This window comes from Streptomyces albicerus (genome assembly GCF_008905045.1).
In the GTDB taxonomy this organism is placed as follows: domain Bacteria; phylum Actinomycetota; class Actinomycetes; order Streptomycetales; family Streptomycetaceae; genus Streptomyces; species Streptomyces albicerus.
Map to the genome: position 1 here is coordinate 1 of NZ_VWMY01000096.1, position 23,845 is coordinate 23,845.

General features: G+C 70.1%; 24 protein-coding genes and 1 pseudogene. 14 read left to right on the forward strand and 11 right to left on the reverse strand.

Going from position 1 to position 23,845, the window contains the following annotated elements; translation table 11 throughout:
- Both GAS53_RS48530 and GAS53_RS57290 read left to right on the forward strand, forming a co-directional pair.
- Positions 1-359, forward strand: a 359-nt coding sequence (locus tag GAS53_RS48530) for a LysR substrate-binding domain-containing protein (protein ID WP_263974248.1), incomplete at its 5' end; no start/stop codon positions are given.
- Between the two features lie 138 nt (positions 360-497).
- A pseudogene (locus GAS53_RS57290) lies at positions 498-569 on the forward strand (tyrosine-type recombinase/integrase); the annotation flags it as partial.
- A gap of 93 nt (positions 570-662) precedes the next feature.
- On the opposite strand, the gene GAS53_RS48540 reads toward GAS53_RS57290, so the two are convergent.
- Positions 663-1,424 (reverse strand): phosphoglyceromutase, encoded by a 762-nt coding sequence (locus GAS53_RS48540; protein WP_151484191.1) that lies wholly within the window; start codon positions 1,422-1,424, stop codon positions 663-665.
- 153 nt (positions 1,425-1,577) lie between these two features.
- On the opposite strand from GAS53_RS48540, the gene GAS53_RS48545 reads away from it, so the two are divergent.
- Positions 1,578-2,858: an MDR family MFS transporter gene (locus GAS53_RS48545; RefSeq protein WP_192583624.1), complete on the forward strand. Its 1,281-nt coding sequence runs from the start codon at positions 1,578-1,580 to the stop codon at positions 2,856-2,858.
- A gap of 13 nt (positions 2,859-2,871) precedes the next feature.
- On the opposite strand, the gene GAS53_RS48550 is transcribed toward GAS53_RS48545, so the two are convergent.
- Positions 2,872-3,297: a DUF2000 domain-containing protein gene (locus GAS53_RS48550; protein ID WP_151484193.1), complete on the reverse strand. Its 426-nt coding sequence runs from the start codon at positions 3,295-3,297 to the stop codon at positions 2,872-2,874.
- Between the two features lie 49 nt (positions 3,298-3,346).
- Between GAS53_RS48550 and GAS53_RS48555 the strand changes: the two genes are divergently transcribed.
- A complete protein-coding gene (locus GAS53_RS48555; RefSeq protein ID WP_151484194.1) occupies positions 3,347-4,147 on the forward strand; it encodes a helix-turn-helix transcriptional regulator in 801 nt (266 codons plus the stop codon).
- On the opposite strand, the gene GAS53_RS48560 is transcribed toward GAS53_RS48555, so the two are convergent.
- The 3 genes from GAS53_RS48560 to mshA form a co-directional block, all read right to left on the reverse strand.
- Positions 4,126-5,889, reverse strand: a complete 1,764-nt coding sequence (locus GAS53_RS48560) for a glycosyl hydrolase family 28-related protein (protein WP_151484195.1) — start codon at positions 5,887-5,889, stop codon at positions 4,126-4,128. The genes GAS53_RS48555 and GAS53_RS48560 overlap by 22 nt on opposite strands.
- Before the next feature lie 135 nt (positions 5,890-6,024).
- Positions 6,025-6,525: a type III secretion system chaperone family protein gene (locus GAS53_RS48565; RefSeq protein WP_151484196.1), complete on the reverse strand. Its 501-nt coding sequence runs from the start codon at positions 6,523-6,525 to the stop codon at positions 6,025-6,027.
- Positions 6,518-7,855 carry a D-inositol-3-phosphate glycosyltransferase gene (gene mshA / locus GAS53_RS48570; protein WP_192583626.1) on the reverse strand — a complete coding sequence of 446 codons (1,338 nt, stop codon included), beginning with the start codon at positions 7,853-7,855 and terminating at the stop codon, positions 6,518-6,520. Before mshA ends, GAS53_RS48565 begins: the two co-directional genes overlap by 8 nt.
- Before the next feature lie 616 nt (positions 7,856-8,471).
- On the opposite strand from mshA, the gene GAS53_RS48580 reads away from it, so the two are divergent.
- The 3 genes from GAS53_RS48580 to GAS53_RS48590 all read left to right on the forward strand — a co-directional run bounded on the left by GAS53_RS48580 (position 8,472) and on the right by GAS53_RS48590 (position 12,321).
- On the forward strand, positions 8,472-9,281 hold the full coding sequence (locus tag GAS53_RS48580) for a methyltransferase domain-containing protein (protein ID WP_151484199.1): 810 nt from the start codon (positions 8,472-8,474) through the stop codon (positions 9,279-9,281).
- A gap of 256 nt (positions 9,282-9,537) precedes the next feature.
- Positions 9,538-10,611 (forward strand): C40 family peptidase, encoded by a 1,074-nt coding sequence (locus tag GAS53_RS48585; protein ID WP_151484200.1) that lies wholly within the window; start codon positions 9,538-9,540, stop codon positions 10,609-10,611.
- 363 nt (positions 10,612-10,974) lie between these two features.
- The gene (locus GAS53_RS48590) at positions 10,975-12,321 is read left to right on the forward strand and encodes a PP2C family protein-serine/threonine phosphatase (RefSeq protein WP_151484201.1); all 1,347 of its coding nucleotides are present in this window, start codon (positions 10,975-10,977) and stop codon (positions 12,319-12,321) included.
- Between the two features lie 210 nt (positions 12,322-12,531).
- Here the strand turns inward: GAS53_RS48590 and GAS53_RS48595 are convergent, their stop codons facing one another.
- From GAS53_RS48595 to GAS53_RS48605, 3 genes are all read right to left on the reverse strand, one after another.
- Entirely contained in the window at positions 12,532-12,873 is a 342-nt protein-coding gene (locus tag GAS53_RS48595; RefSeq protein ID WP_151484218.1) for a DUF2516 family protein, read from the reverse strand.
- Between the two features lie 184 nt (positions 12,874-13,057).
- On the reverse strand, positions 13,058-13,648 hold the full coding sequence (locus GAS53_RS48600) for a hypothetical protein (RefSeq protein WP_151484202.1): 591 nt from the start codon (positions 13,646-13,648) through the stop codon (positions 13,058-13,060).
- A 125-nt stretch (positions 13,649-13,773) separates the two neighbouring features.
- Positions 13,774-14,325, reverse strand: coding sequence for a helix-turn-helix domain-containing protein (locus GAS53_RS48605; protein WP_151484203.1), 552 nt, complete (start codon positions 14,323-14,325; stop codon positions 13,774-13,776).
- A gap of 198 nt (positions 14,326-14,523) precedes the next feature.
- Here GAS53_RS48605 and GAS53_RS48610 point away from each other — a divergent pair, with 198 nt between their 5' ends.
- A complete protein-coding gene (locus GAS53_RS48610) occupies positions 14,524-15,189 on the forward strand; it encodes a glycosyltransferase family 61 protein (RefSeq protein ID WP_151484204.1) in 666 nt (221 codons plus the stop codon).
- On the opposite strand, the gene GAS53_RS48615 is transcribed toward GAS53_RS48610, so the two are convergent.
- A complete protein-coding gene (locus tag GAS53_RS48615) occupies positions 15,186-16,406 on the reverse strand; it encodes an MFS transporter (protein WP_192583627.1) in 1,221 nt (406 codons plus the stop codon). The genes GAS53_RS48610 and GAS53_RS48615 overlap by 4 nt on opposite strands.
- Positions 16,407-16,473: 67 nt before the next feature.
- Between GAS53_RS48615 and GAS53_RS48620 the strand changes: the two genes are divergently transcribed.
- From GAS53_RS48620 to GAS53_RS48635, 4 genes are all read left to right on the forward strand, one after another.
- Positions 16,474-17,508: a helix-turn-helix domain-containing protein gene (locus GAS53_RS48620; protein ID WP_151484205.1), complete on the forward strand. Its 1,035-nt coding sequence runs from the start codon at positions 16,474-16,476 to the stop codon at positions 17,506-17,508.
- A gap of 467 nt (positions 17,509-17,975) precedes the next feature.
- Complete coding sequence (locus tag GAS53_RS48625) at positions 17,976-18,872, forward strand: GNAT family N-acetyltransferase (protein WP_151484206.1); 897 nt, start codon at positions 17,976-17,978, stop codon at positions 18,870-18,872.
- A gap of 144 nt (positions 18,873-19,016) precedes the next feature.
- On the forward strand, positions 19,017-19,610 hold the full coding sequence (locus tag GAS53_RS48630; protein WP_151484207.1) for a TetR/AcrR family transcriptional regulator: 594 nt from the start codon (positions 19,017-19,019) through the stop codon (positions 19,608-19,610).
- A gap of 145 nt (positions 19,611-19,755) precedes the next feature.
- Positions 19,756-20,949, forward strand: coding sequence for a GDSL-type esterase/lipase family protein (locus GAS53_RS48635; RefSeq protein WP_151484208.1), 1,194 nt, complete (start codon positions 19,756-19,758; stop codon positions 20,947-20,949).
- A 53-nt stretch (positions 20,950-21,002) separates the two neighbouring features.
- On the opposite strand, the gene GAS53_RS48640 is transcribed toward GAS53_RS48635, so the two are convergent.
- Positions 21,003-21,833, reverse strand: coding sequence for an NAD(P)H-binding protein (locus tag GAS53_RS48640; RefSeq protein WP_151484209.1), 831 nt, complete (start codon positions 21,831-21,833; stop codon positions 21,003-21,005).
- A gap of 69 nt (positions 21,834-21,902) precedes the next feature.
- Here GAS53_RS48640 and GAS53_RS48645 point away from each other — a divergent pair, with 69 nt between their 5' ends.
- On the forward strand, positions 21,903-22,355 hold the full coding sequence (locus GAS53_RS48645; RefSeq protein ID WP_151484210.1) for a winged helix-turn-helix transcriptional regulator: 453 nt from the start codon (positions 21,903-21,905) through the stop codon (positions 22,353-22,355).
- 116 nt (positions 22,356-22,471) lie between these two features.
- On the opposite strand, the gene GAS53_RS48650 is transcribed toward GAS53_RS48645, so the two are convergent.
- Positions 22,472-22,867 (reverse strand): hypothetical protein, encoded by a 396-nt coding sequence (locus GAS53_RS48650; protein WP_151484211.1) that lies wholly within the window; start codon positions 22,865-22,867, stop codon positions 22,472-22,474.
- A gap of 162 nt (positions 22,868-23,029) precedes the next feature.
- Between GAS53_RS48650 and GAS53_RS48655 the strand changes: the two genes are divergently transcribed.
- On the forward strand, positions 23,030-23,626 hold the full coding sequence (locus tag GAS53_RS48655) for a DUF4240 domain-containing protein (protein ID WP_151484212.1): 597 nt from the start codon (positions 23,030-23,032) through the stop codon (positions 23,624-23,626).
- Positions 23,627-23,845: the final 219 nt, after the last annotated feature.

Below are 23,845 nucleotides of genomic sequence, written 5' to 3' on the forward strand. Positions count from 1 at the left end.
CGCTGCTCTGGCATGCCGACCCGAGCACGCAGCCCACCCGGCGCCCGCACCCCAACGCCGGGTACCTGGTGCGCGGGGTGGACGAGACGCTCGAGCATGTCGCGGCCGGCCGAGGCATCTCGTTCCTGGCCCGTTCGGCGACCGTGTTCTACGCACATCCGGAAGTCGTCTATGTGCCCATCCCGGATCTGGCGCCCGACCAGGTGTACCTCGCGGCGGCGGCATCGCGCACCTCGCCACTGGTCGATGACTTCTTCACCGCGGCTCAGGTGACGGCCGAGATCACGGCAGAATGCGGGAACTATGAAATGTGGCAGCTTGGAAGCGATGCCGTTTCACAGCGGCCGCTTCCAGGATGATGAAAATCATGATCTCGTTGAAGTCGTCAAAGGCATTCTCGATCAATTCCGCGAGACACTTCCACTCCTCGATCTCAATCTCAATCTCAATCTCAACTCGAGCTGAGTCTGAGCAAGCCCGTATTCGCGCCTCCCAAGGGTGAGTACGAGGCCGCTCGTGAACACGGCATGCACGCCCTCCGGCACTTCTACGCTTCCGTTCTCTTGGAAGATCCTGGGCACTGAGGGCCCACAGTGGGCCCAGACCATGAAAACGCCCCTGAGCCGCGCTATGTGCGCAGGTCAGGGGCGTGATCGCAAACCCTACTTCTTCTTGCCCTGGTTCTTCACAGCCTCGATGGCCGCCGCGGCGGCCTCCGGGTCGAGGTAGGTCCCCCCGGGGTTCACCGGCTTGAAGTCGCTGTCGAGCTCGTACGACAGCGGGATGCCCGTCGGGATGTTGAGGCCCGCGATGTCGGTGTCCGAGACGCCGTCGAGGTGCTTGACGAGGGCGCGGAGGGAGTTGCCGTGGGCGGCGACGAGGACCGTGCGGCCGGCCAGGAGGTCCGGGACGATGCCGTCGTACCAGTAGGGGAGCATGCGGACGACGACGTCCTTCAGGCACTCCGTGCGGGGGCGGAGCTCCGGCGGGATGGACGCGTAGCGCGGGTCGTCGCTCTGCGAGAACTCCGTGCCGTCCTCGAGCGGGGGCGGCGGGGTGTCGTACGAGCGGCGCCACAGCATGAACTGCTCCTCGCCGAACTCCGCGAGGGTCTGCGCCTTGTCCTTGCCCTGGAGGGCGCCGTAGTGGCGCTCGTTCAGGCGCCAGCTGCGGTGGACCGGGATCCAGAGGCGGTCGGCGGACTCCAGCGCCAGCTGCGCGGTGCGGATCGCGCGCTTCTGGAGGGAGGTGTGGACCACGTCGGGCAGCAGGCCGGCGTCCCCCAGCAGCTCACCGCCGCGGACTGCCTCCTTCTCGCCCTTTTCGTTGAGATTGACGTCCACCCAGCCGGTGAACAGGTTCTTCGCGTTCCATTCGCTCTCGCCGTGGCGGAGGAGGATCAGCTTGTACGGTGCGTCGGCCATGGCTCCGAGCGTAATAGACGCGCTCCTCCCCTCGCTCGCCTGCCCGGAAGCCGGACACTTGACGGCTTCTGTTAATTGGGTGGCCGCCGCCGGACCCGCATTCGTAAGTTGTGCCTGCCGTCTGAGCCGCTTACTTGTACATGGGGGTCCCCGATGTCACTCACGTCGATGAGACGTGCCGTCCGCGAGACCGTCTCGGGGCTCCCCCGCGAGTTCTGGTGGCTGTGGACCAGCACCCTCGTCAACCGGCTCGGTGCCTTCGTCGCCACCTTCATGGCCCTCTATCTCACGCTCGACCGCGGCTACTCCGCCTCGTACGCGGGACTCGTCGCCGCGCTGCACGGGCTCGGCGGTGTCATCTCCTCCCTCGGCGCGGGCGTCATGACGGACCGGCTCGGGCGGCGGCCCACCCTCCTGATCGCCCAGTCGTCGACGGCAGTCTCCGTGGCGCTGCTCGGTTTGATGCAGCACCCGTTCGCCATCGCCGCCGTCGCCTTCCTCGTCGGCATGGCCTCCAACGCCTCCCGCCCCGCCGTGCAGGCGATGATGGCCGACATCGTCCGGCCCGAGGACCGCGTCCGGGCCTTCTCCCTCAACTACTGGGCGATCAACCTCGGGTTCGCGGTCTCCTCCACGGCGGCCGGGTTCATCGCCGAGTTCAGCTACCTCGCCGGGTTCCTCATTGAGGCCGGGATGACGATGGCCTGCGCGGTCGTCGTCTTCGCGAAGCTGCCCGAGTCCCGGCCCGAGCGAATCCGCAAGGAGACCGACGAGCCCGAGGTCGGCCTGGGGACCGTCCTGCGCGACGGGCGCTTCATGGGCGTCGTCGGACTGTCCTTCCTCGTCGCGCTGATCATCCAGCAGGCGTTCGTGGGACTGCCCGTGGCGATGGGGCAGGCCGGGTTCACGCCCGCCGACTACGGCATGGCGGTCGCCGTCAACGGCGTCCTCATCGTCGCCCTGCAGATCCCGGTCACCCGTTTCATCGAGCACCGGGACCCGGGACGCCTGCTCGTCCTCTCGTCCCTCCTCGCCGGATACGGGTTCGGGCTCACCGCGTTCGCCGGCTCGGTCGGCGTCTTCGCGCTCACGGTCTGCGTCTGGACCCTCGCCGAGATCGTCAACGCCCCCACCCAGACGAGCCTCGTCGTCCGCCTCTCCCCCACCCACGGCCGCGGCCGCTACCAGGGCATGTACACCATGTCCTGGTCCGCGGCCGCCCTCGTCGCGCCCCTGATGTCCGGTTTCGTCATCGACCGGTACGGGGCGGAGTGGCTGTGGGGCATGTGCGCGGTCATCGGCACGGCGACCGGGGCGGGGTACGGGGCGCTGATGCGGCGGCTGCCGGCCGAGGAGCCCGTCGTCGAGGCCCCTGTGACCGCGAAGCCCGAGGTCAGCGCGGCCCAGCAAGAGCTCGGGGGATCACTCAAGTGACTCAGCGGATCGCTCAGGGGTGCATCCGCGCGCCCTTGAGCACCTTGTCCACCGCGTTGCGCGGTCCGTACACCGCGAGCCCCACCAGATCCAGTTCCGCGGTCGGGACGGCCCGTACCGCCGCCCGGTTGTCGCGGTCGTTGCCGGTGGTGAACAGGTCGGAGGTGAAGAGCGCGCGGGGCAGGGCCCGGGACAGGGTCCGGGTGTGGGCCGCGGTCAGCAGCTCCTTCGTGCCCTCGAAGACCAGTACCGGCTGCCGGAACATCGGCAGATAGCCGATGCCGTCGGCGTCCTCGTACGGCTCTCCGATCACCTCGGGCACGGACGATCCAAGACCGCTGACGAGAAACGCGGTCACGTTCAGCCGCTGCCACGGCTCCAGGTCCTCCCGCAGCAGGACGGCGATCTTGGTGTCGAAGCGAATGGGTTCAGCGTTCATGCACTGAGACTGCCGATCCCCGTACGCCCCCGTCTTGTACGTTCTTTGCATGGTGGCCCAGCGTGAAGTCTCCGCGTGGCGCCCGCGCGTACCGGGTGTCGTGGAGGTCTTCCACGCCCACTTCACGGAGTACGCGTATCCGATGCACGTACACGACGCGTGGACCCTGCTGATCGTCGACGCCGGCGCCGTACGGTACGACCTCGACCGGCACGAGCACGGCACCCCGCACGACACGGTCTCGCTGCTGCCGCCGCACGTCCCGCACAACGGCTCGCCGGTCACCCCGTACGGCTTCCGCAAGCGGGTGCTGTACCTGGACCTCACCCGGCTCGACGAGACCTACATCGGCGCGGCCGTGGACACCCCGGACCTCGTCGACCCCGTGCTGCGCCACCGCGTCGGGCAGCTGCACACCGCCCTGGCCCACCCCGGCGACGAACTCGAGGCGGAGAGCAGGCTGACCCTGATCGGCGAGCGGCTGCGCGGTCATCTCCGACCGCGGACGGCGGGCGATCCTCCGCATCGCCCCGACCGCACCGTCGCCCACCGCCTGCGCGAACTCCTCGACGAGCGGCTCCTCCAGGGCGTGAACCTGGAGGAGGCCGCACGTCTCGTGCACGCCCACCCGGCGCACCTGGTCCGGGCGTTCAGCGGCGCCTTCGGCATCCCGCCGCACCAGTACCTGATGTCCCGCCGGGTCGACCTCGCCCGCCGCCTCCTCCTGGAGGGCCGCGCGCCGGGCGAGGTGGCGACGGAGACCGGCTTCTACGACCAGTCGCATCTGACCCGCCACTTCAAGCGGCTCGTCGGGGTGGCTCCCGGGCGCTACCGCGTCAGCTCGCGCTGAGCGTCGTACAGGTTCCGCGGGCGTACGGCGTCCGTCGTCCCGTACAGCTCCAGGCGGGAGTGGAGGTCTCCGGAGAAGTCCGGTACATCGATCTGGTCGAACTCCGTCACCTCGTTGATGCCGACCGTGGCGCTGTACGGGGCAAGGCCGTCGATCTTCATCAGGCCTGCGCGGGCGTTGGTGACCCGGATGTTCCAGTGGGCGAAACGGGCGCCGAAGAGCGGTCCCGCGCTCGCGTCCCCGCCGTGGCGGCCGTTGTTGGTGACCGTGATGTCGGTGCGGACGTTCGCGAAGGGCATGCCGCGGTGGGAGTCGAAGGTGCCCATGCGCATGTCGCCGCGGGACCAGACGTTGTAGGAGGAGAGGCCCTCTACGTTGATGCCGTGGAGCTGGGTGCCTGCCGGGGCCGAGGCCGTGCGCTGCTCGATCGTGAAGCGGTCGACGAGGTTGTCGTGCGAGCCCTCGCGGCAGAAGTACGGGTGGTGCGCACCCCGGCCCGCGACCCGGGTGTCGCGCAGGGTGCAGGCCGAGGCGGCCACCAGACCGAAGCCGTTGTCCACATGCCGTACGACGACGTCGTCGGCCCAGCAGTCGTACGCGCACTGGAAGGTGACGCCGTTGTAGCCCTGGTCGAGGAGATGCGGTGACTGCGGGGTCTCGACGGCTTCGAGGGTCAGGCCCTCCACGCCCGAGCCGGTGAGCGCCTCCACGTGCGTGGTCAGACGCGGGTCCCACTCCGGGCGTACGTCGAGCGGGAGCGGGCGCTCCAGGGTGACCTTCGTGCCCTGCACGCGCGCGATGCGCACGGGCCACTCGTACGGGACGTAGCTGGTCAACTTCGTCTTGTCGTCCCAGTGGTACGCCTCCGGGCCCGGGCCGCCGCCCGCCATGTGCTCCAGGAGAGTGTGGCCGGCGTCGTCGGCGAGGCGGAGGAGGACGAGCCGGCCGGGTCGCAGTCGCGAGGAGTCCGCGACCTTCACCGACCAGGAACCGCGGCCCGCGGGCTCGACCGTCGTCAGCGTCTCCCACTCGTCCCGCTTGTTGCCCGTCCAGCCCTCGAAGGGCCATGCCTTCGCCCTGATCGCGGTCGTCAGGCTCGCGAAGCGGTCCGCCGGGCAGAACCAGAGGAGGCCGCCCGCCCATGACCACGACGACTTGTCGCCGCCGTAACGCGACCCGTAGACGCCGATCAGCTCGGTGAGGTTCCGGGTGGCGTACAGCTTCGTACGGGCGCTGCCGGCGCCGCGCAGGACGACGTTCGAGTGCCCGACGCGGATCAGGCCGTCGACGCGGTACGTGCCGGGCGGGATGAGAACCGTGCCGCCGCCGGCCCTTCCGGCGGCGGCGACGGCACGGTTGATCGCGGGGGCGGAGTCGGCCGAACCGTCCGCGGTGGCGCCGTACGCGCGGACGTCGGCCACGACGGGGCGGCGGGGGAAGTGCGCCGCCCCGGCGCGGTGTCCGGCCCGGCCGACGTAGGGGATCTGCGGGTGCGTGAAGGGGGTGCGGGTGAACTCACGCCAGAGGGCGGGTACTTCGCCGGCGGGTACATCGCCCGTACTCGCGCTGTGGCCCGTACGTGCCTGGGGTCCGTTCTGCCAAAGGGGGGCGGCGTTCTGCCGGGCCGTGTTCTGCCGGGAGGTGGCGGCCGCCGCCGGGCCGCCGGTCGCGACGCCGGCCGCCGCGGCTGTCGCACTGCCGAGCAGGGCCCGTCTGGTGATGCCCTCGCAAGAGTCACTCATGTCCGAACCGCCTTCCAGGGATGGGGACTTCCATGGATGTGGACGACGTTCAGATGTGCGTTGGCGGTGAGCATGACATGACACCCTCGCATCGGGAAGAGGGTGCGCGGAGGTTAGTTGGTATGGACTACTTGATCAGTTGGTCGAACGCTGGGTCAGGTGACTGAACGCGTCCAGGTTGCGTGTGGACTCGCCGCGCGACACCCGCCAGGCGTACTCCTTGCGGATCGCGGACGCGAAACCGAGCTCGAGGAGAGTGTTGAAACCGCCGTCGGCTGCCTCCAGGACCGAGCCGAGCAGCCGGTCGATCTCGTCGGCGGTGACCGCGGCGAGGGGCAGCTTGCCTGCCACATATACGTCACCGAGAGGGTCGACGGCGTAACTCACGCCGTAGAGCTTGAGGTTGCGCTCGAGGAGCCAGCGGTGCACCCCGGTCTCGTTCTCGTCGGGGTGCCGGATCACGAAGGCGTTGAGCGACAGGGAGTGCCTGCCGACGATCAGCGAGACGGTCGTCGACAGCTTGCGGGTGCCGGGGAGCTTCACCACGAAATGGCCGGGCTTCGGACTCTCCCACTCGAGTTCGGCGTCCTTGAGGACCTCCTCGATGACCCGCGTCGCCCGCTCTACGTCAGCCATGGTGGGAGCGTACGCGACGCCGGTGCTCGTGCATCGCGGCCGTGTAGACGTCCGCCGTGCCGGCGGCGGCCGTGTCCCAGCCGAAGGATTTGGCGTGCCAGGCGGCGGCCGCCCCCATCCGGTCCGGGAGCGCGGGGTTGTCGGCGAAATCGCGCAGCACGCGCGCGTAGTCGACGGGATTGTGGCCGGGCACCAGAAAGCCGGTCTCCTTGTGGCGCACCGCGACGGGCAGGCCGCCCACCGCGGCCGCGAGCACCGGTGTGCCCGCCGCCTGGGCCTCTATGGCGACGAGCCCGAACGACTCGCTGTAGGAGGGCATCACGAGGACGGACGCGGCCCGGAACCAGTCCGCGAGCTGGTCCTGGTCGACCGGCGGGCGGAAGCTCACGACGTCGGCGATGCCCAGCCGGGCGGCGAGTTTCTGCAGGCCCTCGGGCTTGGCGAGGCCGCTGCCGCTCGGACCGCCCACTACGGGGACGACGATCTTCGAACGGAGGTCGGGCCGCTCCTCCAGGAGCACGGCGACCGCGCGCAGCAGCACGTCGGGCGCCTTCAGGGGCTGGATGCGGCCCGCGAAGAGCGGTACCAGGGCGTCCTGGGGCAGGCCGAGCCGGGCGCGCGCGGCGGCGCGTCCGTCGGCCGGGCGGAAGCGCTCGAGGTTCACACCCGGGTGGACGACCGCGACCTTGTCGGACTCGGCGTCGTAGTGGCGTACGAGCTCGTCGGCCTCTTCGGAGGTGTTGGCGATGAGGCGGTCGGCGGCGCGCACGATCTGGGTCTCGCCGATGACGCGGGCGGCGGGCTCGGGGGTGTCGCCCTCCGCCAGGGCCGCGTTCTTGACCTTCGCCATGGTGTGCATCGCGTGCACCAGGGGGGCGCCCCAGCGCTCGGCGGCCAGCCACCCGACATGACCGGAGAGCCAGTAGTGCGAGTGCACCAGGTCGTAGTAGCCGGGGCGGTGCCCGGCCCAGGCCTGCATCACGCCGTGCGTGAAGGCGCACAGCTGCGCGGGCAGGTCCTCCTTGGCGAGACCTTCGTACGGGCCGGCGTCCACATGGCGTACGAGAACGCCCGGCGCGAGCTCCACCTTGGGCGGCAGGGCCCCGGTGGTCGCGCGCGTGAAGATCTCGACCTCGATGTTGATCTCGGCGAGGCGCTGGGCCAGCTCCACGATGTATACGTTCATGCCGCCCGCGTCGCCGGTGCCCGGCTGGTGCAGCGGTGAGGTGTGCACGGAGAGCATCGCGACGCGGCGCGGCCTGCGGTGCAGCCTGAGCCTCGAAGTGGCCACCGTCGAGCGGCGCCCGAGCCTGCTCACGTACTGGCTCACGTGGCGTTCCTCCTTGCGACGGACCTTGCTGCGGGCATGCCTCACGGAGGACGTGAAGCGCCCTCCAAGTCCTGGAACGCCGGAGGATCCCGCTCCATTTCCTCTTTGCCGAATCATTACCGCTGGTCGCTCAACCGTTCGAGGTGGTGGTGCGTAGCGCTCAGGCTCACCAGACCGAGAGGCGAGGGCGTTCAGCCTGAGCGCCGAGGACCTTGCGAGTCCGAGCAGCCGAGGGGCTAGGAGCGCGGGGAGAGGAGGGGCTTGGGGGGCCGAGGGGCTTGGGGCGGTGGGGGGGCTTTGGGGCGGCGGGGAGGGCTGTGGGCCATGGGTCGGGAGTCGGGAGCCGAGGACCGGGAGCGCGGGACCGGGGACCGGGGAGCGAGGGCCGAGGGCCGGGGAGCGAGGGCCGAGGGCCGGGGAGCGAGGGCCGAGGGCCGGGGATCGTGAGCCGGGAGCCGGGGCCGGCACCTCTTGGCCCAGTCCGGCGCAATCCAGCCCGTCCGGCGTTTGAGGACGAGGCCGTTCAGGCCGATAGCGGGGGTCTGGGGGCGGCAGCCCCCAGGGAGAGGCCCACACCAGCACGGGCCGCCCAACCCACCCACATACCCTTGACCCCATGACAGCCCGCGCAGCGACCCCCGTAGGGACTGTGACGCGCGGGACGACCAACCCGAACCGCCTCCGCCGCATGGACCGCTGGATCACAGCCACCCACGGCACCGAACTACGCCGGACCGGCGCCGCGGTGGCGGTCGACCTCGGATACGGCGCGGCCCCCTGGACCGCACTGGAGCTCCTCCAACGCCTCCGCACCACCGCTCCACGCACGCGCGTGGTGGGCGTGGAGATCGACCCGACCCGGGTCGCGGCAGCGAAGCCGTACGAGCGCGAGGGCCTGACCTTCCGGCACGGCGGCTTCGAGATCCCCCTCCCGGAGCGCCCGTCACTGATCCGCGCGGCGAACGTACTGCGGCAGTACGAGGAGGCAGAGGTCGCCGAGGTCTGGTCACGACTGTGCGCCCGCCTCGCGCCGGCGTGCGCCAACTCGCGCGGTGGGCTCCTCGTCGAGGGCACGTGCGACGAGATCGGCCGGCGGCACGTATGGGTCGCGCTCGGCCCGGAGGGCCCGCGGACCGTCACGTTCGCCACCCGCCTCGGCTCCCTGGACCGCCCGTCCGACCTGGCCGAACGCCTTCCCAAGGTCCTCATCCACCGCAATGTCCCGGGTGAGCCGGTGCACGCCTTCCTGCGCGATTTCGACCACGCATGGGCGGCCGCGGCGCCCTACGCCTCGTACGGCGCCCGTCAGCGCTGGATCCGGGCCGTACGCGATCTGACGGCGGACTGGCCGGTCACGGACGGGGTGACGCGCTGGCGGCAGGGCGAAGTGACCGTGCGGTGGGAGGCGTTGGCGCCTCGTTCGTAGACCGGCGGAGGCGTCGCGCGGGACGTATCGCCGGGCGCATTCGGGGCGTATCGCGGCGGGAACGATCTCGGTGAGTCGTTCGTCACATTGGCGGGGAATGCGCGAGAGATCATCGCCGAGTGGGCAGTGAGGGGTGGGAACGGGCGGCGAGGGGGAGGGAGTTCCTGCCCGCCTCTGTCGTATTGCGCTCCGACATGGCACGATCCCCGAGGCGTTCGTAAGTTACTGACGGTAAATCAGTTTGGGGGTTGGTCCCATGGGATCCGGCAAGCGGAGCCTGACCACCACGGCCATGGCCCTGGCCTGCGCGGCAACCATTCTGTCCGCTCCAGGAGTGGCGTACGCGGCCCCGACGCCGACACCCACGCCGACCCCGTCCTCAACGCCCGCGAGCACCAAGGACCTTGAAGCGGTCCGCAAGAAGCTGGACACGCTCTACCACGACGCGGCGGTCGCCACGGACGCGTACAACCTCGCGGAGGAGCGGGCCGAGCAGCAGTCGGCGCAGATCGTCGGACTCGCTCGCGAGATCGTCGAGGGCCAGGCGCGGCTGGACGAGCTGAAGGACCGCGCGGGCGCCGCGGCCCGCGCCCAGTACCGCGGCGGCGGACTGCCGGACGAGGCCCAGCTGATGCTCAGCGACGACCCGCGGGAGTTCCTGGACAGCGCGGGCCGACTCCGCCAGGGCGCGAAGGCGACCAAGGGCCTGCTCGCCGAAATGAAGCGCACCCAGGACGACTTGGAGCAGTACACGCGCGACGCGGCGTCCCAGTGGAAGAAGCTGGAGGCGGGCCGCGAGGCGAAGGCCAAGGCCAAGAAGAAGGTCAAGGAGCAGATCGCCGCCGCCGAGAAGCTCGAGTCGCAGCTGCAGAAGGAAGAGAAGCAGCGCCTGGCGAAGCTGGAGCAGCAGGCCGCGCACAAGGCGCAGACGGCCTGGCTGGACTCCGGCGTCCTCGACGAGATCAGCGGCGAGGCCTCGGCCCAGGGCAAGAAGGCCGTGGAGTACGCGACGGCACAGATCGGCAAGGCGTACGAGTGGGGCGCCGAGGGGCCCAAGACGTTCGACTGCTCCGGCCTGACCTCACAGGCGTGGGCGGCCGCCGGGACCGGCATCCCGCGCACCTCGCAGGAGCAGTGGAAGCAGCTCGACCGGGTCCCCGTGGGCGACATGCGCCCCGGCGACCTCATCATCTACAACTCCGACGCCAGCCATGTCGCGATGTACCTGGGAGACGGCGCGATCGTGCACGCCCCGAGGCCGGGGCGGACGGTCACGATCGCGGGAGCGGGTTCGATGCCGATACTTGGGGTCGTACGTCCCGACAAGTGAGGCTTGTTCGTTTGCTCAGGGCCTACGCCCCGACGAGTGAGGCTCGTTCGTTCACCCGGGCCGTACGTCCTGAGAAGCGAGGCTTGTTCGCTTTGGTGCCGGCAGCGGCGTGACGTGCCGCACGTGACGCGCAGCACGTTCCGGTTCACCGCTCAACCTCCGGGGCGTGATGTACGTCATCCCGGGCAAGGGCCCACCCTGCCCAATTGCGGTACAGGATGCGGCATATGACGGCGGCTGTTTTCGACGTGCCGGGCCTTCCGCCATTCCTTTGTGGCGGCGCCTGACGCTATGGTCCCCGTCGGTGGGTCGAGGACCGCTCGGCCCGCCGTGCCCTCGGGGGGAGGGAAGGAACCCAAGACGATGCCCGTACCCGTACCGCGGCAGAGAGCTATCCCCGCCGTGGAAGGTGGTCAGGCTCACGCCGCGTCTTCATCCGGCGGACCGGCCAAGGCCGCGCCCGCACCCGGCGCCCACAACGGCACGGCCCCGCTGACGCTGCTCGTGATCGAGGACGACCCGGCCGGTTCGCTGAACGTGCCCGCGCTGCTGGACTCGGCCGGCAAGCCGATCCGTATCCGTACCGCCCGCAACCTCACCGAGGCCGAGCGGCTGCTCACCGACGACGTCCAGTGCATCCTGCTCGACCTCGCGCTGACGGCTCCCGGCCGGGCGGCCGACGGAGCCGAGGCGGACGACGAGCTGGCCACGCTCAAGCACGTGCTGCGGCTCGCGCCCCGGCACGCCGTCCTCGCGCTCACCGCGTCCGAGGACGCCGAGCGTGGTGCGGAGGCGGTGCGCGTCGGCGCCCAGGACTACCTCTTCCGCGACGAACTGGACGGCCGTCTGCTGAGCCGCGCGATCCGGTACGCGGTGGAGCGGAAACGTTCCGACACGGCCGAGCGACGGCTGACCGAGTCCAAGCTGCGTGCGCAGGAGAACGCACGCCTCGAGCGCGGCCTGCTGCCCACGCCGCTGCTGGAGGGCTCCTCGCTCCGCTTCGCCGCGCGCTACCGGCCCGGCCGCTCGCGCGCGCTGCTCGGCGGTGACTTCTACGACACGGTCCGCACCCCCGACGGCACCGTGCACGCCATGATCGGCGACGTCTGCGGTCACGGCCCGGACGAGGCCGCGCTCGGCGTGGAGCTGCGGATCGCCTGGCGCGCGCTGACGCTGGCCGGCCTGTGCGGCGATGAGCTGCTCTCCACGCTCCAGCAGGTCCTGGAGCACGAGCGCGACAACGACGAGATCTTCGCGACGCTCTGCACGGTGGACATCGCACCGGACGGCCGCCGCGCGGGCCTGTGCCTGGCCGGCCACCCGTCCCCGCTGATCGCGCGCCCCGCCCACTCCCGGGCCCTCGTCGGCACGTCCGGGGCCGGGGAACCCCCGGTCGCCGAACTGCTGCCGTACGAGAACGGCGGTCCGGCGCTCGGCCTGCTGCCGAACGCCCGGTGGCCGCGCCAGCAGGTGGAGCTGGGCGGCGAGTGGAGTCTGATGCTCTACACGGACGGCCTGATCGAGGGCCGGACCGGCCAGGGCAGGGAGCGGCTCGGCCAGGACGGGATGGTGGACATGGTCCGCCGCCAGCTGGCGCAGGGCCTGCGCGGCGAGGAGCTGCTGCGGGCGGCCGTGAACGAGGTACGGGACCTCAACGGCGGGGAGCTGACGGACGACGTGGCGGTACTGCTGCTGGACCGCGTGGCTTAGCGGCGGCTGGAGCGGGTGGCTCGGCGACGCTGCAGCGGGGGCTCAGCGGCTGCCGCAGCGGGTGGCTCGGCGACGCTTGAAGCATCGCTTCTGGGCCTACTAGGCCATCTGGACGTGCCGGACCTGGATCTGCCGGACCTGGACCTACTACGGGCCGGGCCTGCCAAAGGGCTGGGGCTGGGCGGGGCTCAGCGCGCTCCGTTGTGGAGCTCAGCGCCCGCCGTTGTACGGCCCGTACGGACCGTCGCTGCTGCTTCCGCCGCGGCGGCCGCCTCGTCCGCCGCCCGAGACCTGCTGGAGCGCGGGCCGGACGTCCACGAAGAAGACGATCGTGGCGATGAGCCCGGCGATCTGCAGGAAGAGCATCGGCACCAGCAGGTTCACTGCCACCGTGACGCCAAGGATGACCAGCCAGAACATCTTGCTCTGCTTGGACGCGGCGCGGTAGGCGTCCTCGCGGGCCAGACCGGCCATGACCAGCGCCACCACCGCGAGCACCAGCATGGCGGTAAAGATCAGCCACATGAGGCTGCCGAATGCCGACATCAGCACTTTGCCCACCACCCGAGTCGAGTCGTCTTCCCTACGCGGTCACCGTACCCGCAGAACGGGTCGGGGACTCCGATAGTGCCCGGAGTCCCCGACCGTTCCCGCGATACGGAGCCGCTGTTTACTTCTGTGCCCGTCTTCTGTGCCCGCCGGTTACTTGACGGGAGATACTTCCGCTTCGCGGGGGTTACTTCGCGGGCGGCGTCGTCTTCTTGGCGGCGGTGGTCTTGCGGGCCGGGGCCTTCTTTGCCGCGGTCTTCTTCGCCGGGGCGGGCTCGGCCTTGGCCTCGGCGGGCTTCTCGTCCTTGACCTCGACCGGCTCCGGCTTCGGCTCGAAGGCCACGGCCAGTTCCTCGATCTCCTCGGCGGCCTCGCCGCGCCAGGTCTTCACGGTCTGCTCGCCGTGCTCGGCGACCTTCTCGTATGTCTCGCGCGCCTTCACGGCGTACTCGGCGGCCACGCCGACACCGCGCAGGGCGATGTCCTGAGCGGTCTCACCGATCTTCTTCAGGTCGGTGTCCAGCGTGCTGATCAGCCCGCTCACCTTGGTCTGAAGGGTCTCCTGCGCCTCCTTGGCGCGGGCGGTGGCCTTGTCCTGGACGGCGTTCGGGTCGATGCCGCGTACGGCGTCGATGCGGGCCGGCGCCTCGGCGCGCAGCTGCTCGACGATGCTCGGCACCTTCTTGGCCTGCTGGAGGGCCAGGTCGGCGGTGCCGGCGGCGAAGTAGAGCGGCGTGGGGTCGCTGAAGGTCTTGCGCAGGTCGTCGGTGATGGCCATGGCGATGGTCCTCCCGGAATCGCTATCGCTTGGAGCGTGAGGGTTTTTTGGGTCGGCACTCCGCGGTCGGCCGGGCCGTGCCATGCCGCGCCCGGTCGTGCCGGGCTCGGTCATGCGGTGCTCGGTCAGCTCGCGGAGGACTGCTGGTCATGCTGGTCGTTCTGATCGTGCGGGTCGTGCGGGTCGTGCGGGTCCTTCTGTCCGGCATCGCTGCCGTCGGCCGTGCGGGCCCTGTCAACGACGGCGTCCCGACCATCCGTTACGTCGGTTGCGCCAGTTGCGTCTGTGGCGTCCGTGACGCCCAGCGCGTCCTCGACCGTCTTGATCTCGAACCCGTTCTCCTTGCGGAAGGACTCGTAGATCTGGAGCAGCACCTGCTTCTGCCGCTCGTTGAGCGTCGGGTCGGCGAGGATGACGGCACGCGTCTCCACCTCGTCCCGGTCCCGCTCGGCGTCGAGGATCCCGGCACGGACGTACAGCGTCTCGGCGGAGATCCGCAGGGCCTTGGCGACCTGCTGCAACACCTCCGCGCTCGGCTTGCGCAGCCCGCGCTCGATCTGGCTCAGATACGGATTGGACACCCCGGCGGCCTCGGCGAGCTGCCGCAGGCTCAGCTGCGCGTTGCGCCTCTGTTCCCGCAGATATTCACCGAGATTGCCGACGTTGAGCGATGCCATGTCCTTACCCTGCACCACCCGTGCTAACTATTGCAAGCGCCCGCTTGCAAAAGTGCGCTACACCACTGCGACGGCCCACACCGGCTGCCGCGCACCGCTGTCCTGTCTCACGCGACCCGCTCCAATCTCACCAAAGCTGATCCGATCCGGGCCTGCGTCTCACTGAACCTGCTCCGCGACTGGCACAGCTCGCCATGGGTGCGCTTCTGGGCCCGGCTAGAAGACGTCATCTGCCCGAGCCACTGGGTCTGGACCGGCACCACGAGCTCCCTCGACCTCAGCAACCATCCCAAGGTCGCCTCGGAAGTCATCACGGCGAACCGGCGCCACCGAAGACTGATCCGCCGGCACGGACGCCTTGCCGTCCGCGCGGCCTACTACGACGCGAAGAGGCTCTGCCGGGAGTGGAACAAGATCGGCATCTTCAACAGGAAGATCAGCCAGCGTCTGACGGACATCCTCGGCCCCAGGTGGAGTGTCCGTCACGACGATCCGGAATCCGAAGCCGCCTACTACCCGAACGTAATCGAACTGACTCGGATCCTGTCCTCCCCTTACTGGCGATCACTCATCCTCGATGAGCACCTCCCTGCAAGTACTCCACGTGAGTCCTTCGAACTTCTCGGTGTCCCGGCCGACTTCTGCTGGCTGATGGAGAGCACACCCGGCATCGAGCTATTCGTCCAAGAGATCCGAAGGGCCGTCGCCCCCTACTTCAACTGGCACCCGTACTCGCACTACGGGAGTTATCCGGCCTTCACCAAGTGGGTTCTCGACGAACTACGCGAGCGCTTCAGCCCGTCCCCCTACCGGCACCCGCTGCGGCCCACTCCGGAGGTCTTCGGTGAAGAGACAGCTCACTAGTCTCTGGCGGCTGGTTCCGACAGGAAGCCGGGGCGCGTACCGGGGACGGCCGACTGTCGTTCCTCGTGCCTGCCCAGCGCCGCGAGGGTCAGGGTCACGGTGACCGATGCGGCCGACATCAGCGTCATCGCCGTGGCCGGGGAGGTCAGTTGGGCCAGCGTGCCCGCGAGGAGGGCGCCGATGCCTTGGAAGGCGGCCATGCCGGTGGCGTGCAGCCCGAGGGCCTGGCCCGCGAGGTCGTCGGGGATGAGCGACATCAGGCGTTCCTGGAGGACCAGGCTCGCGGCGAAGCCGACGGAGGCAACGGTGACTGCCACGGCTGACAGCGCCACTCCCGGATGCAGGACGAAGAACAGATAGGGAACCGCCAGCAGGAGGCGCAGCGGCGTCGCGAGGCGAGGGCGCAGGGCGGGCGGTATGAGACGGCCCACGGCCAAGTCGCCCGCGAACATCCCGAGCGCGCCGAATGCGTAGAGCATGCCGGCCGCTTCGGGGGCGTAGGAGACGTACAGCGAATCGCTGCCGACGATGAGGCCGTTGGGGACCCACAGGCCCAGGTACGTCAGGCGGCGGTGGCGTGAGGACCACAGGAGGGCGTTGGCGCGCCAGGTCGCCGCGAGGGACGGCCGGCCGGCGGAGCGCGGTGGGCGGGCCGTGAGGCCGAGATGGGTGACGAGGGCGGACAACACATACAGCGCCGCCGCGAGGAGCAGGCAAGTCCGCGGGGAGAGGAACGCAAGGAGCGCGCCGCCCGTCGCGAAACCCGCCATTTGTGTCAGGCCCCAAAGCATGTTGAACACCGAACGACCCAGGACATAGCCGTCCTTGGTCAGGATCTCGTTCAACAGGCCCCCGCGCACTCCGCCGCCCAGCGACGCGACCAGGCCCTGCAGAAGCACGACGGCGAAGACTGCCCAGACCGGCAGACCGGGTAGCGCGAGGACCGCCGTGGCGGCCGCGAAGGAGAGGGCTAGGGCGGACAGGACCGCGCGCGGCGGCAGTCGGTCGGCGCCCGAGAGCAGGAAAGCGCCGCCCAGCAACTGCGCCAGTTGCGGTCCGAACATGCTCACCGCCGACAGGAACGGGGAGCCGGTGGCCCGGAAGACCAGGGTGGCGAGGGCCAGTCCGCCGATCGTCTGGGCTGCGGCGAAAGCGGCGAAGGAGAGCAGGAACGGGGTGAACTCCGCCGTGCGGAACAGGGATCTATAGCTGCGCATGATCCGGAGTCTCCGAGCGTCCCGGGGCCGTGTGTACTGTTTCGGCGACACGCGAAAGGTCGTACGGATGGGCTTGTGGCAGATCGACACCGACACCCTCGCCGGCAGCCGGTTCGTGCTCTCGCCGTTCGCCGAGGCCTTCGCGAGTCTGAGACTGCTGTACGCGGAGACCGGCGCCCATCCGGGCGAGGATGCCTGGTTGCGCACGCATCTGCCTGGCTACCGTGCGCACCTCGCGGCCGACCCGGCTGCCGCGCCGCTCGTACAGGCGGCCATCGGCACCTCCTGGATCGCCGACTTCTTCTGCCCTACCTCCTGCGTCGGGGAGAGCTTCGAGGACACCGTGGCCCGGGTGCGGACGACCGATGCCGGGGAGGCACGGGCCAACCTCCGGGTGTCCCTGCAGGGACCGCTCCCCTCCGTCTTGGAGCGGGACGACCTGCCCGAGCGGGCTACCGCGCTTCTGACGTACGTCTGGGAGGAGACCGTCCGGCCGGACTGGGAGCGCCGGCGGCGTGTCATGGAGGCCGACATGGCCGCGCGGACCGCGCGAGTCAATCAGGGCGGCTGGGCGGCCGTCCTCGACTCGCTGAAGCCGGGGACGCGGTGGCTCGGAGAGAGCCGCTTCCAGGTCAACCACAACGCCTATCCGCCGCGGGAACTCGCCGCCGGAGCGCAGCTGCTGTTCATGCCGGTCACGCCAAGGACCAGTTGGGTGTCGTGGGAGGGACGGGAGCGGTACGCAGTCGTCTACCCGTGTCTCGGGGTGCTCTCCGAGGACCATGACCGGCGACCGGTCCCGGCCGGGCTCGGGGCGCTCATCGGCACCGCGCGGGCCGGGTTACTGACTCTGCTCGGGACGCCCATGAGCACGACTCAGCTGGTCGCCGTGACCGGGCGGGCGCTGGGTTCGGTGGGCGGGCATCTGCGGGTGCTACTCGACGCGGGGATGGTGGAGCGGCGGCGGGCGGGGCGGTCGGTGCTGTACGTCCGGACAGCGGCAGGTGAGGTGCTCATGGATGCATCCGGATCCGGTTCCGGTACCAGTGATCAGGAGCCGGAACCGGGGATCCACCAGGTGTCCGACAGATCACGAATTTAGGACGGAGAGCGCCTGTATACGGCCGGGGGACCACCTGGCTCGCCAACCCGGTTTGGGACTGGCGCCACGCTCGTCAATGGCACCCCAAGATGCACCACATGGAGCAGATTCAGTGAGACGCGGCGAGTAAAGCTGCGGGATGAAGCAGATCGGATGACTCACGCCCGGTCCCGCCAGTCTCAACGAAACTGCTCCGACCTGGTCAGGGGCCTAACGCCGGAGCAGTCTCAATGAGACGCGACAACCGCCGTTTGGCCTTCTGTTCCGGCGAACCTCGGCGCGGGGCTGGACCCGGCCTGGCCCGAGGTCCACCGTCCGGCTGTCGGCGTCCGCCTCTGCAGTCGATGCCGGCCGCCTTCGCCGAAGGCGCGTGGGTGGCCGACCGCGGGCCGGTCGCAGACCTTGGATGCGGTCCTCGCCGTGGCGGAAAGTACGGGGCACGCCTACAGCAGGCGGGATCATGAAGCATGCGCCCGGACGAATGGCACCTCACCGAAGACGTCGACGACTTTCTCGCCCGAGCCGGGGACTTCCTGCGCTCGCGGCCCGCCCTGCACACCATGCCACTGACGGTGATCGAGAAACTGCGAACGCGCAGGGCGCATAGGGCGGACGCGTCCGGCGCCGAAACCACCGTATTCGGCCGACTGGAGCGAAGGGGCGAGGTCCACGCCATCTTCTACCGCCTTCCGTCCCGCCGACTGACCCTCACCGCCCTCTCTCCCGAGCAGGCCGACTCCCTCGCAGCCCACCTGGCCGGGCTCGGCCACTCCTTCTCCGGCGTCACCGCGGACCACGACACCGCCACCGCTTTCGCCAAGGCATGGCAGCGGCACACAGGCGCGGCGCCGGTGCGTGACTGGGGAGCCCGCCTCCACCGTCTCGGCACGCTCACCCCACAGGAGCCGTTTCCGGAGGGCAGTGGTCGCGTCGTGGGCGAGCAGGACCGTGAGCAAGTCGTGCGCTGGTGCCGTGAGTTCTGCGTCGACGTCGGCGAGGACGGCTCCAGAGACCTCATCGACGCCGGCGACTGGGCCGGCTCCCGCTTCGGCGACAGACACTTCACGTTCTGGGAGACCCCGGACGGAACTCCCGTCTCCATGGCGGCCGCGACCTCAATGGTCGGCGGCATGGTCCGGGTGGACCCCGTCTACACCCCGGCTCGCCTCCGGGGTCGCGGCTACGCCGGCGCCGTGACAGTCGAGGCGAGCAGGGCCGCGGTGACCGCGGGCGCGACGGACGTCGTGCTCTTCGCGGACCCTGCCAACCTCACCAGCACCGCCCTCTACCAACGACTCGGATACATCCCGCTCACCGACTGCACCGGGTACGGGTTCTCAAGTGCCGCACCGGAAGTCGGTTAAGAACCAAGGAACTTGCGGCGCAGGACAACAGCAGCAAGATCGCACGATCAGCGCCCCCCTGCACAGAGGCCGGGCACGGCAAGCAAATTTGCCTAAAGTCTTTAGGCATCTGCATAATCGAACCTAAGCAATGAGGGAGAGCTTATGGTTCGCGTAGGACTGACCACGGAGCGTCTGGCCCAAGCGGGTGCGGAGCTGGCCGACGAGGTCGGGTTCGAGCAGGTGACCGTCTCGGAACTCGCCAGGCGGTTCGATGTCAAGGTCGCGAGTCTGTACTCGCACGTGAAGAACTCCCAGGACCTCAAGACCAAGATCGCCCTGCTCGCCCTCGAGGAGCTCGCCGACCGGGGTGCCGCGGCGCTGGCCGGGCGGGCCGGCAAGGACGCCCTGACCGCCTTCGCGAACGTCTACCGCGACTACGCCCGGGAGCACCCCGGCCGCTACGCCGCGGCCCAGCTGAGGCTCACCCCGGAGGAGGCGGCCGCCAGCGCGGGCGGCAGACACGCGCAGATGACGCGGGCGATCCTGCGCGGTTACGACCTGACGGAGCCGGACCAGACGCATGCGGTCCGGCTGCTGGGCAGCGTCTTCCACGGGTACGTGAGCCTGGAGCTGGGGGGCGGTTTCAGCCACAGCTCCCCCGACTCGCAGGAGACCTGGTCGAGGGTCCTGGACGCCCTCGACGCCCTGCTGCGGAACTGGCCCGCACAGTCCGCGCAGTCTGCACAGTCCGCCTAGCTCACCTGGCCCGTGCCGTCCGCCTGGTCGGCACCGTCCGCGTGGCCCGCACACGGTCCGCGTGGCCCGCACGGTCCAGAGACATTGATCAACACATCGAGACGTCGACGCCTTACACACCAAGCACGACAGGAGGCACAACCGAATGCGCCACTGGATCACCACACCCGTCACCGCGGCCCTCCTGCGCGGCGCCCTCGATGTGGAGCGAACCGAGCACGGCGTGCTGCCGCACCGGCTGCCCGCCCGGGCCCGCGCCCAGTACGCCGACGGGCAACTGGCCATGGCCGAGGCCCAGCCCTCCGGCGTACGGCTGGTCTTCCGCACCCGGGCCACCACCGTCGAACTGGACACGCTGCCCACCAAGCGGGTCTACGTGGGCGCCCCACCCCGCCCGGACGGGGTGTACGACCTGCTCGTCGACGGCAGCCTGGCCGGCCAGGCAAGCGTCACGGGCGGCAACACCCTGACCATCGACATCACCACCGGGACCGCCGAGAGCCAGCCCGGCCCGGCCGGCACCCTCCGGTTCACCGGCCTGCCCGACCGCACCAAAGACGTCGAAATCTGGCTGCCGCACAACGAGACCACCGAGCTCATCGCCCTGCGCACCGACGCACCCGTTGAGCCCGCACCGGACCGGGACCGCAGGGTGTGGCTGCACCACGGCAGTTCGATCAGCCACGGCTCCGACGCCGCGAGCCCCACCACCACCTGGCCCGCGCTCGCCGCCTCCCTCGGCGGGGTGGAACTGATCAACCTCGGCCTGGGCGGCAGCGCGCTGCTCGACCCGTTCACCGCCCGCGCCATGCGAGACACCCCCGCCGACCTGATCAGCGTCAAGATCGGCATCAATCTGGTCAACGCCGACCTGATGCGTCTGCGCGCCTTCACTCCGGCGGTGCACGGCTTCCTCGACACCATCCGCGAAGGCCACCCCGCCACACCCCTGCTGGTCGTCTCGCCCATCCTGTGCCCCATCCACGAGGACACACCCGGCCCCGGCGCCTTCGACTTCAGCGCGCTCAGTGCCGGAAGGCTGCGGTTCCGGGCCACCGGCGACCCCGCCGAACGCGCCGCCGGGAAACTGACCCTCAACGTCATCCGGGAAGAGCTGTCCCGCATCGTGAAGCAGCGGACGGCCGACGACCCCCACCTGCACTACCTCGACGGCCGCGACCTCTACGGCGAGGCCGACTTCGCCGAGCTGCCGCTGCCCGACGAGCTCCACCCGGACGCCGCCACCCACCACCGCATCGGCGAACGCTTCGCCCGACTGGCCTTCACCGCCCACGGCGCCTTCGCGGAAGCAGCCCTTCGCGGAAACGGCCCTTCGTGAACGCGGCCCTTCGTGAACGCGGCGTCTGAGGACCAGCCCGACCCCTCGTCCGATCACTTCACGTGGGAACGGACCGCGGCCCTGTACGCGTCCAGCGCCGACCGGGGCTCGCGGCCCAGGAGCCCGCGCAGGGCGTTGTTCTCGATGCCGCTGCCGTCCAGGAAACCTCCGGCGACCGCCGAGTAGGTGCTCAGCAGCATCGGCACCTGGTAGGGCAGCGCCTGGCCGGCCGCGATGACCGCCTCGCGGGTCGCGCCGAGTGAGCCGGGCTCGTACGAGCCGCCGATCGCGGCGGCCAACTCGGCGCCCCCCAGAGCGTGTTCGCCGACCAGCTCGTACACCTGCCCCGCGTGCAGTTCCGGCTCGGCCGTCACCCGGGCCGCCACCGCCGCGAGGTCGGCGCGGGCCACCGCGGCGAGGCGGCCCTCCCCCAGCGGCGCCGCGATCGTCCCGTCCGGGCCCGCGGCGGCGATGTCCGCGAGGAACTCGGCATAGAGCCCGTTACGCAGGATCGTCCACGCCAACGGGCCCCGGCGCAGGCGGCGTTCGGTCCAGCGATGGGCGAGCGCGTACGTGAGGTGGTCGCCGTCGCCGCTGAGGCTGGTGTAGACGAGGTGCCGCACACCCGCCTTCTCGGCCGCCGAGATCGCCGCGCCGTGGCGGGCGATGACGGTGTCGTCCTCGCCGTACCCGGCGGAGATGAGCAGCAGAGTGTCCACGCCGGTGAAGTCGAGCGAGGCCGGATCGTCGAAGTCGACGCGCCGCTCGGCGGTGGAACGGGGGCTGCGGGTGCCGAGCACGACGTCAACTGCCTCGTCCCGACTCGCCAGTTCGTCGGCGACGAGTCGCCCGAGTGCGCCGTTGGCACCGGTTACCAGAATCATGGATTCCCCTCCTGAACTGTGTGTTCTCATCTTCGGGAGGAGACCCCGATCTCGTAAGGAGGCACATTGATGTCAGCAGGGCACACCGCGGTAACCACCACCCCGGCTCCGGACGCGACCGTCGCCGCCGCCGAGCCCGTGATCGTCTGCGAGACACCGCAGGACGAGTGCGGTGTCCGGGACGTGCTGGACCGGCTGGGCGACAAGTGGTCCGTCTATGTGGTGGTCGAACTCGCCTCCGGCGTAAGGCGGTTCAAGGAGCTCCAGCGCGCCATCCCCGCGAACATCTCGCAGCGCATGCTCACGCTCACCGTCCGGCGCCTGGAGCGCGACGGGCTGGTGAAACGGACCGTGTACCCCACCGTCCCACCCCAGGTCGAGTACGAGCTGACGGACCTGGGCCACAGCCTCACCCACCTCGTCAAGGCCCTGGCCGACTGGTCGATCGCCCACCGCCCGGCCATCGCCACGGCACGCTCGGCCTGGGACACGGCACACGCGGAGCCGACAGCCGGCAACTGATCACGGGTTACGGATTACGGGTTACGGATGCCTGATCGGCTGATCAGGGTTACGGATGCCCGGTCGGTTGATCACGGGTTACGGATGGCCGGTCGGCGCAATCGGCGCGGCTTCCGCTACCAAATGATGACCCCGCCCCGGACCCCCAAGGCCCGTCGAGCCGCGTCCACGATGTTGTCCAGGCGACGCCTCACGTCCTCGGCATGCTCGGCGTGGGACTTCCGCGGCCCCGTTCCCGGCTCCGACCGCATGTGATCGGCGATCCGCGCCAGATGGGCACGGACCAGGTCGCACTCCGCGAGGAAGTCGGACACCTCGTCCGGCGCCACCGTGAGGTCCTCGGTGGCCAGGCGGGGAAAGAACCGCGCGCCCAGCGAACGGACCGCCTCCGACCCCCACACCTCGGTACGCCACCGCTCCCAGCCCGCCGCGTCGGAGCACTCGGGCGGAACGTCCAGCACCTCGATGCCGCCCTGCGCACTGGGCACGTACACATCGACCGACAGACTCATGGCAGGGAGTCGACCACGGACGGGCACCGCAGGTCCACCGCAGACGAGTCACCCGCCGCCCTCTCCGCGGGGCTGCTCCGTCTTCACGGGGCTGCTCCGTCGATGGGCCGGCCCTGTTGTCGTACCCCCGGTTGTCGTACCCCCATGGCACAGTGCCCCGCCATGGACACTGATCACTTCTGGACCGTCATCGAATCCGCCCGGTCGAGCGCCGAGTCGAACGGCAAGACCTTCGCCGACGCCCTGGTGGACCGGCTGGCCGCCTTCTCGCGGGAGGAGATCCTCGCCTACCAGGAGCGGTTCGACGAGGTGCACGACGCGCTGTACCGGTGGGACGTCTGGGCCGCCGCGTACCTCATCGGCGGCGGCTGCTCGGACGACAGCTTCATGGACTTCCGCGCGGGTCTGATCGCCCTCGGCCGCGACTGGTACGAACGCGCCGCCGCATCCCCGGACGCCCTCGCCGCCCACCCGGCCGTACGGGCCGCGGCGACCGCCACCGACCGGGACGACCGGCTCTTCTACGAGGACGTCAACTACGCGGCCGGCGACGCCTTCTCCCGCCTCACCGGCGACAGGGAGGACTTCTACGAGGCATGGGACCAGCACCGGTCCGCGCCCGCCCCGAGCGACGAGACCGAGCCCGAAACTGAGCCCGAGTCCGAGTCCGACATGGGTGAGGACTTCGACTTCGACGACGCGGGCGAGATGCGGCGTCGGCTTCCCGCGCTGGCGGACTTGTATCTGGGCAAGGTCTGAACGAGGTCTGCTGGAGGCCCGAACGCAGTCCGAAAATAGCGCATTGCCTGACCGGGCCCATTCCATTAACCTTTCCCGCGTGACTGCCGGGTCGGCCATGGGCCATCAGCGAGTTGGGTTCCCGGCCTCCGAGTGAGGCCGGGGCGGGCCAGAGGGCCGCCCTTTTTCTTGGTTTGCGCAGCGAGTTCTCGTACCGAGCGCTGCGCTGACACCGCATCG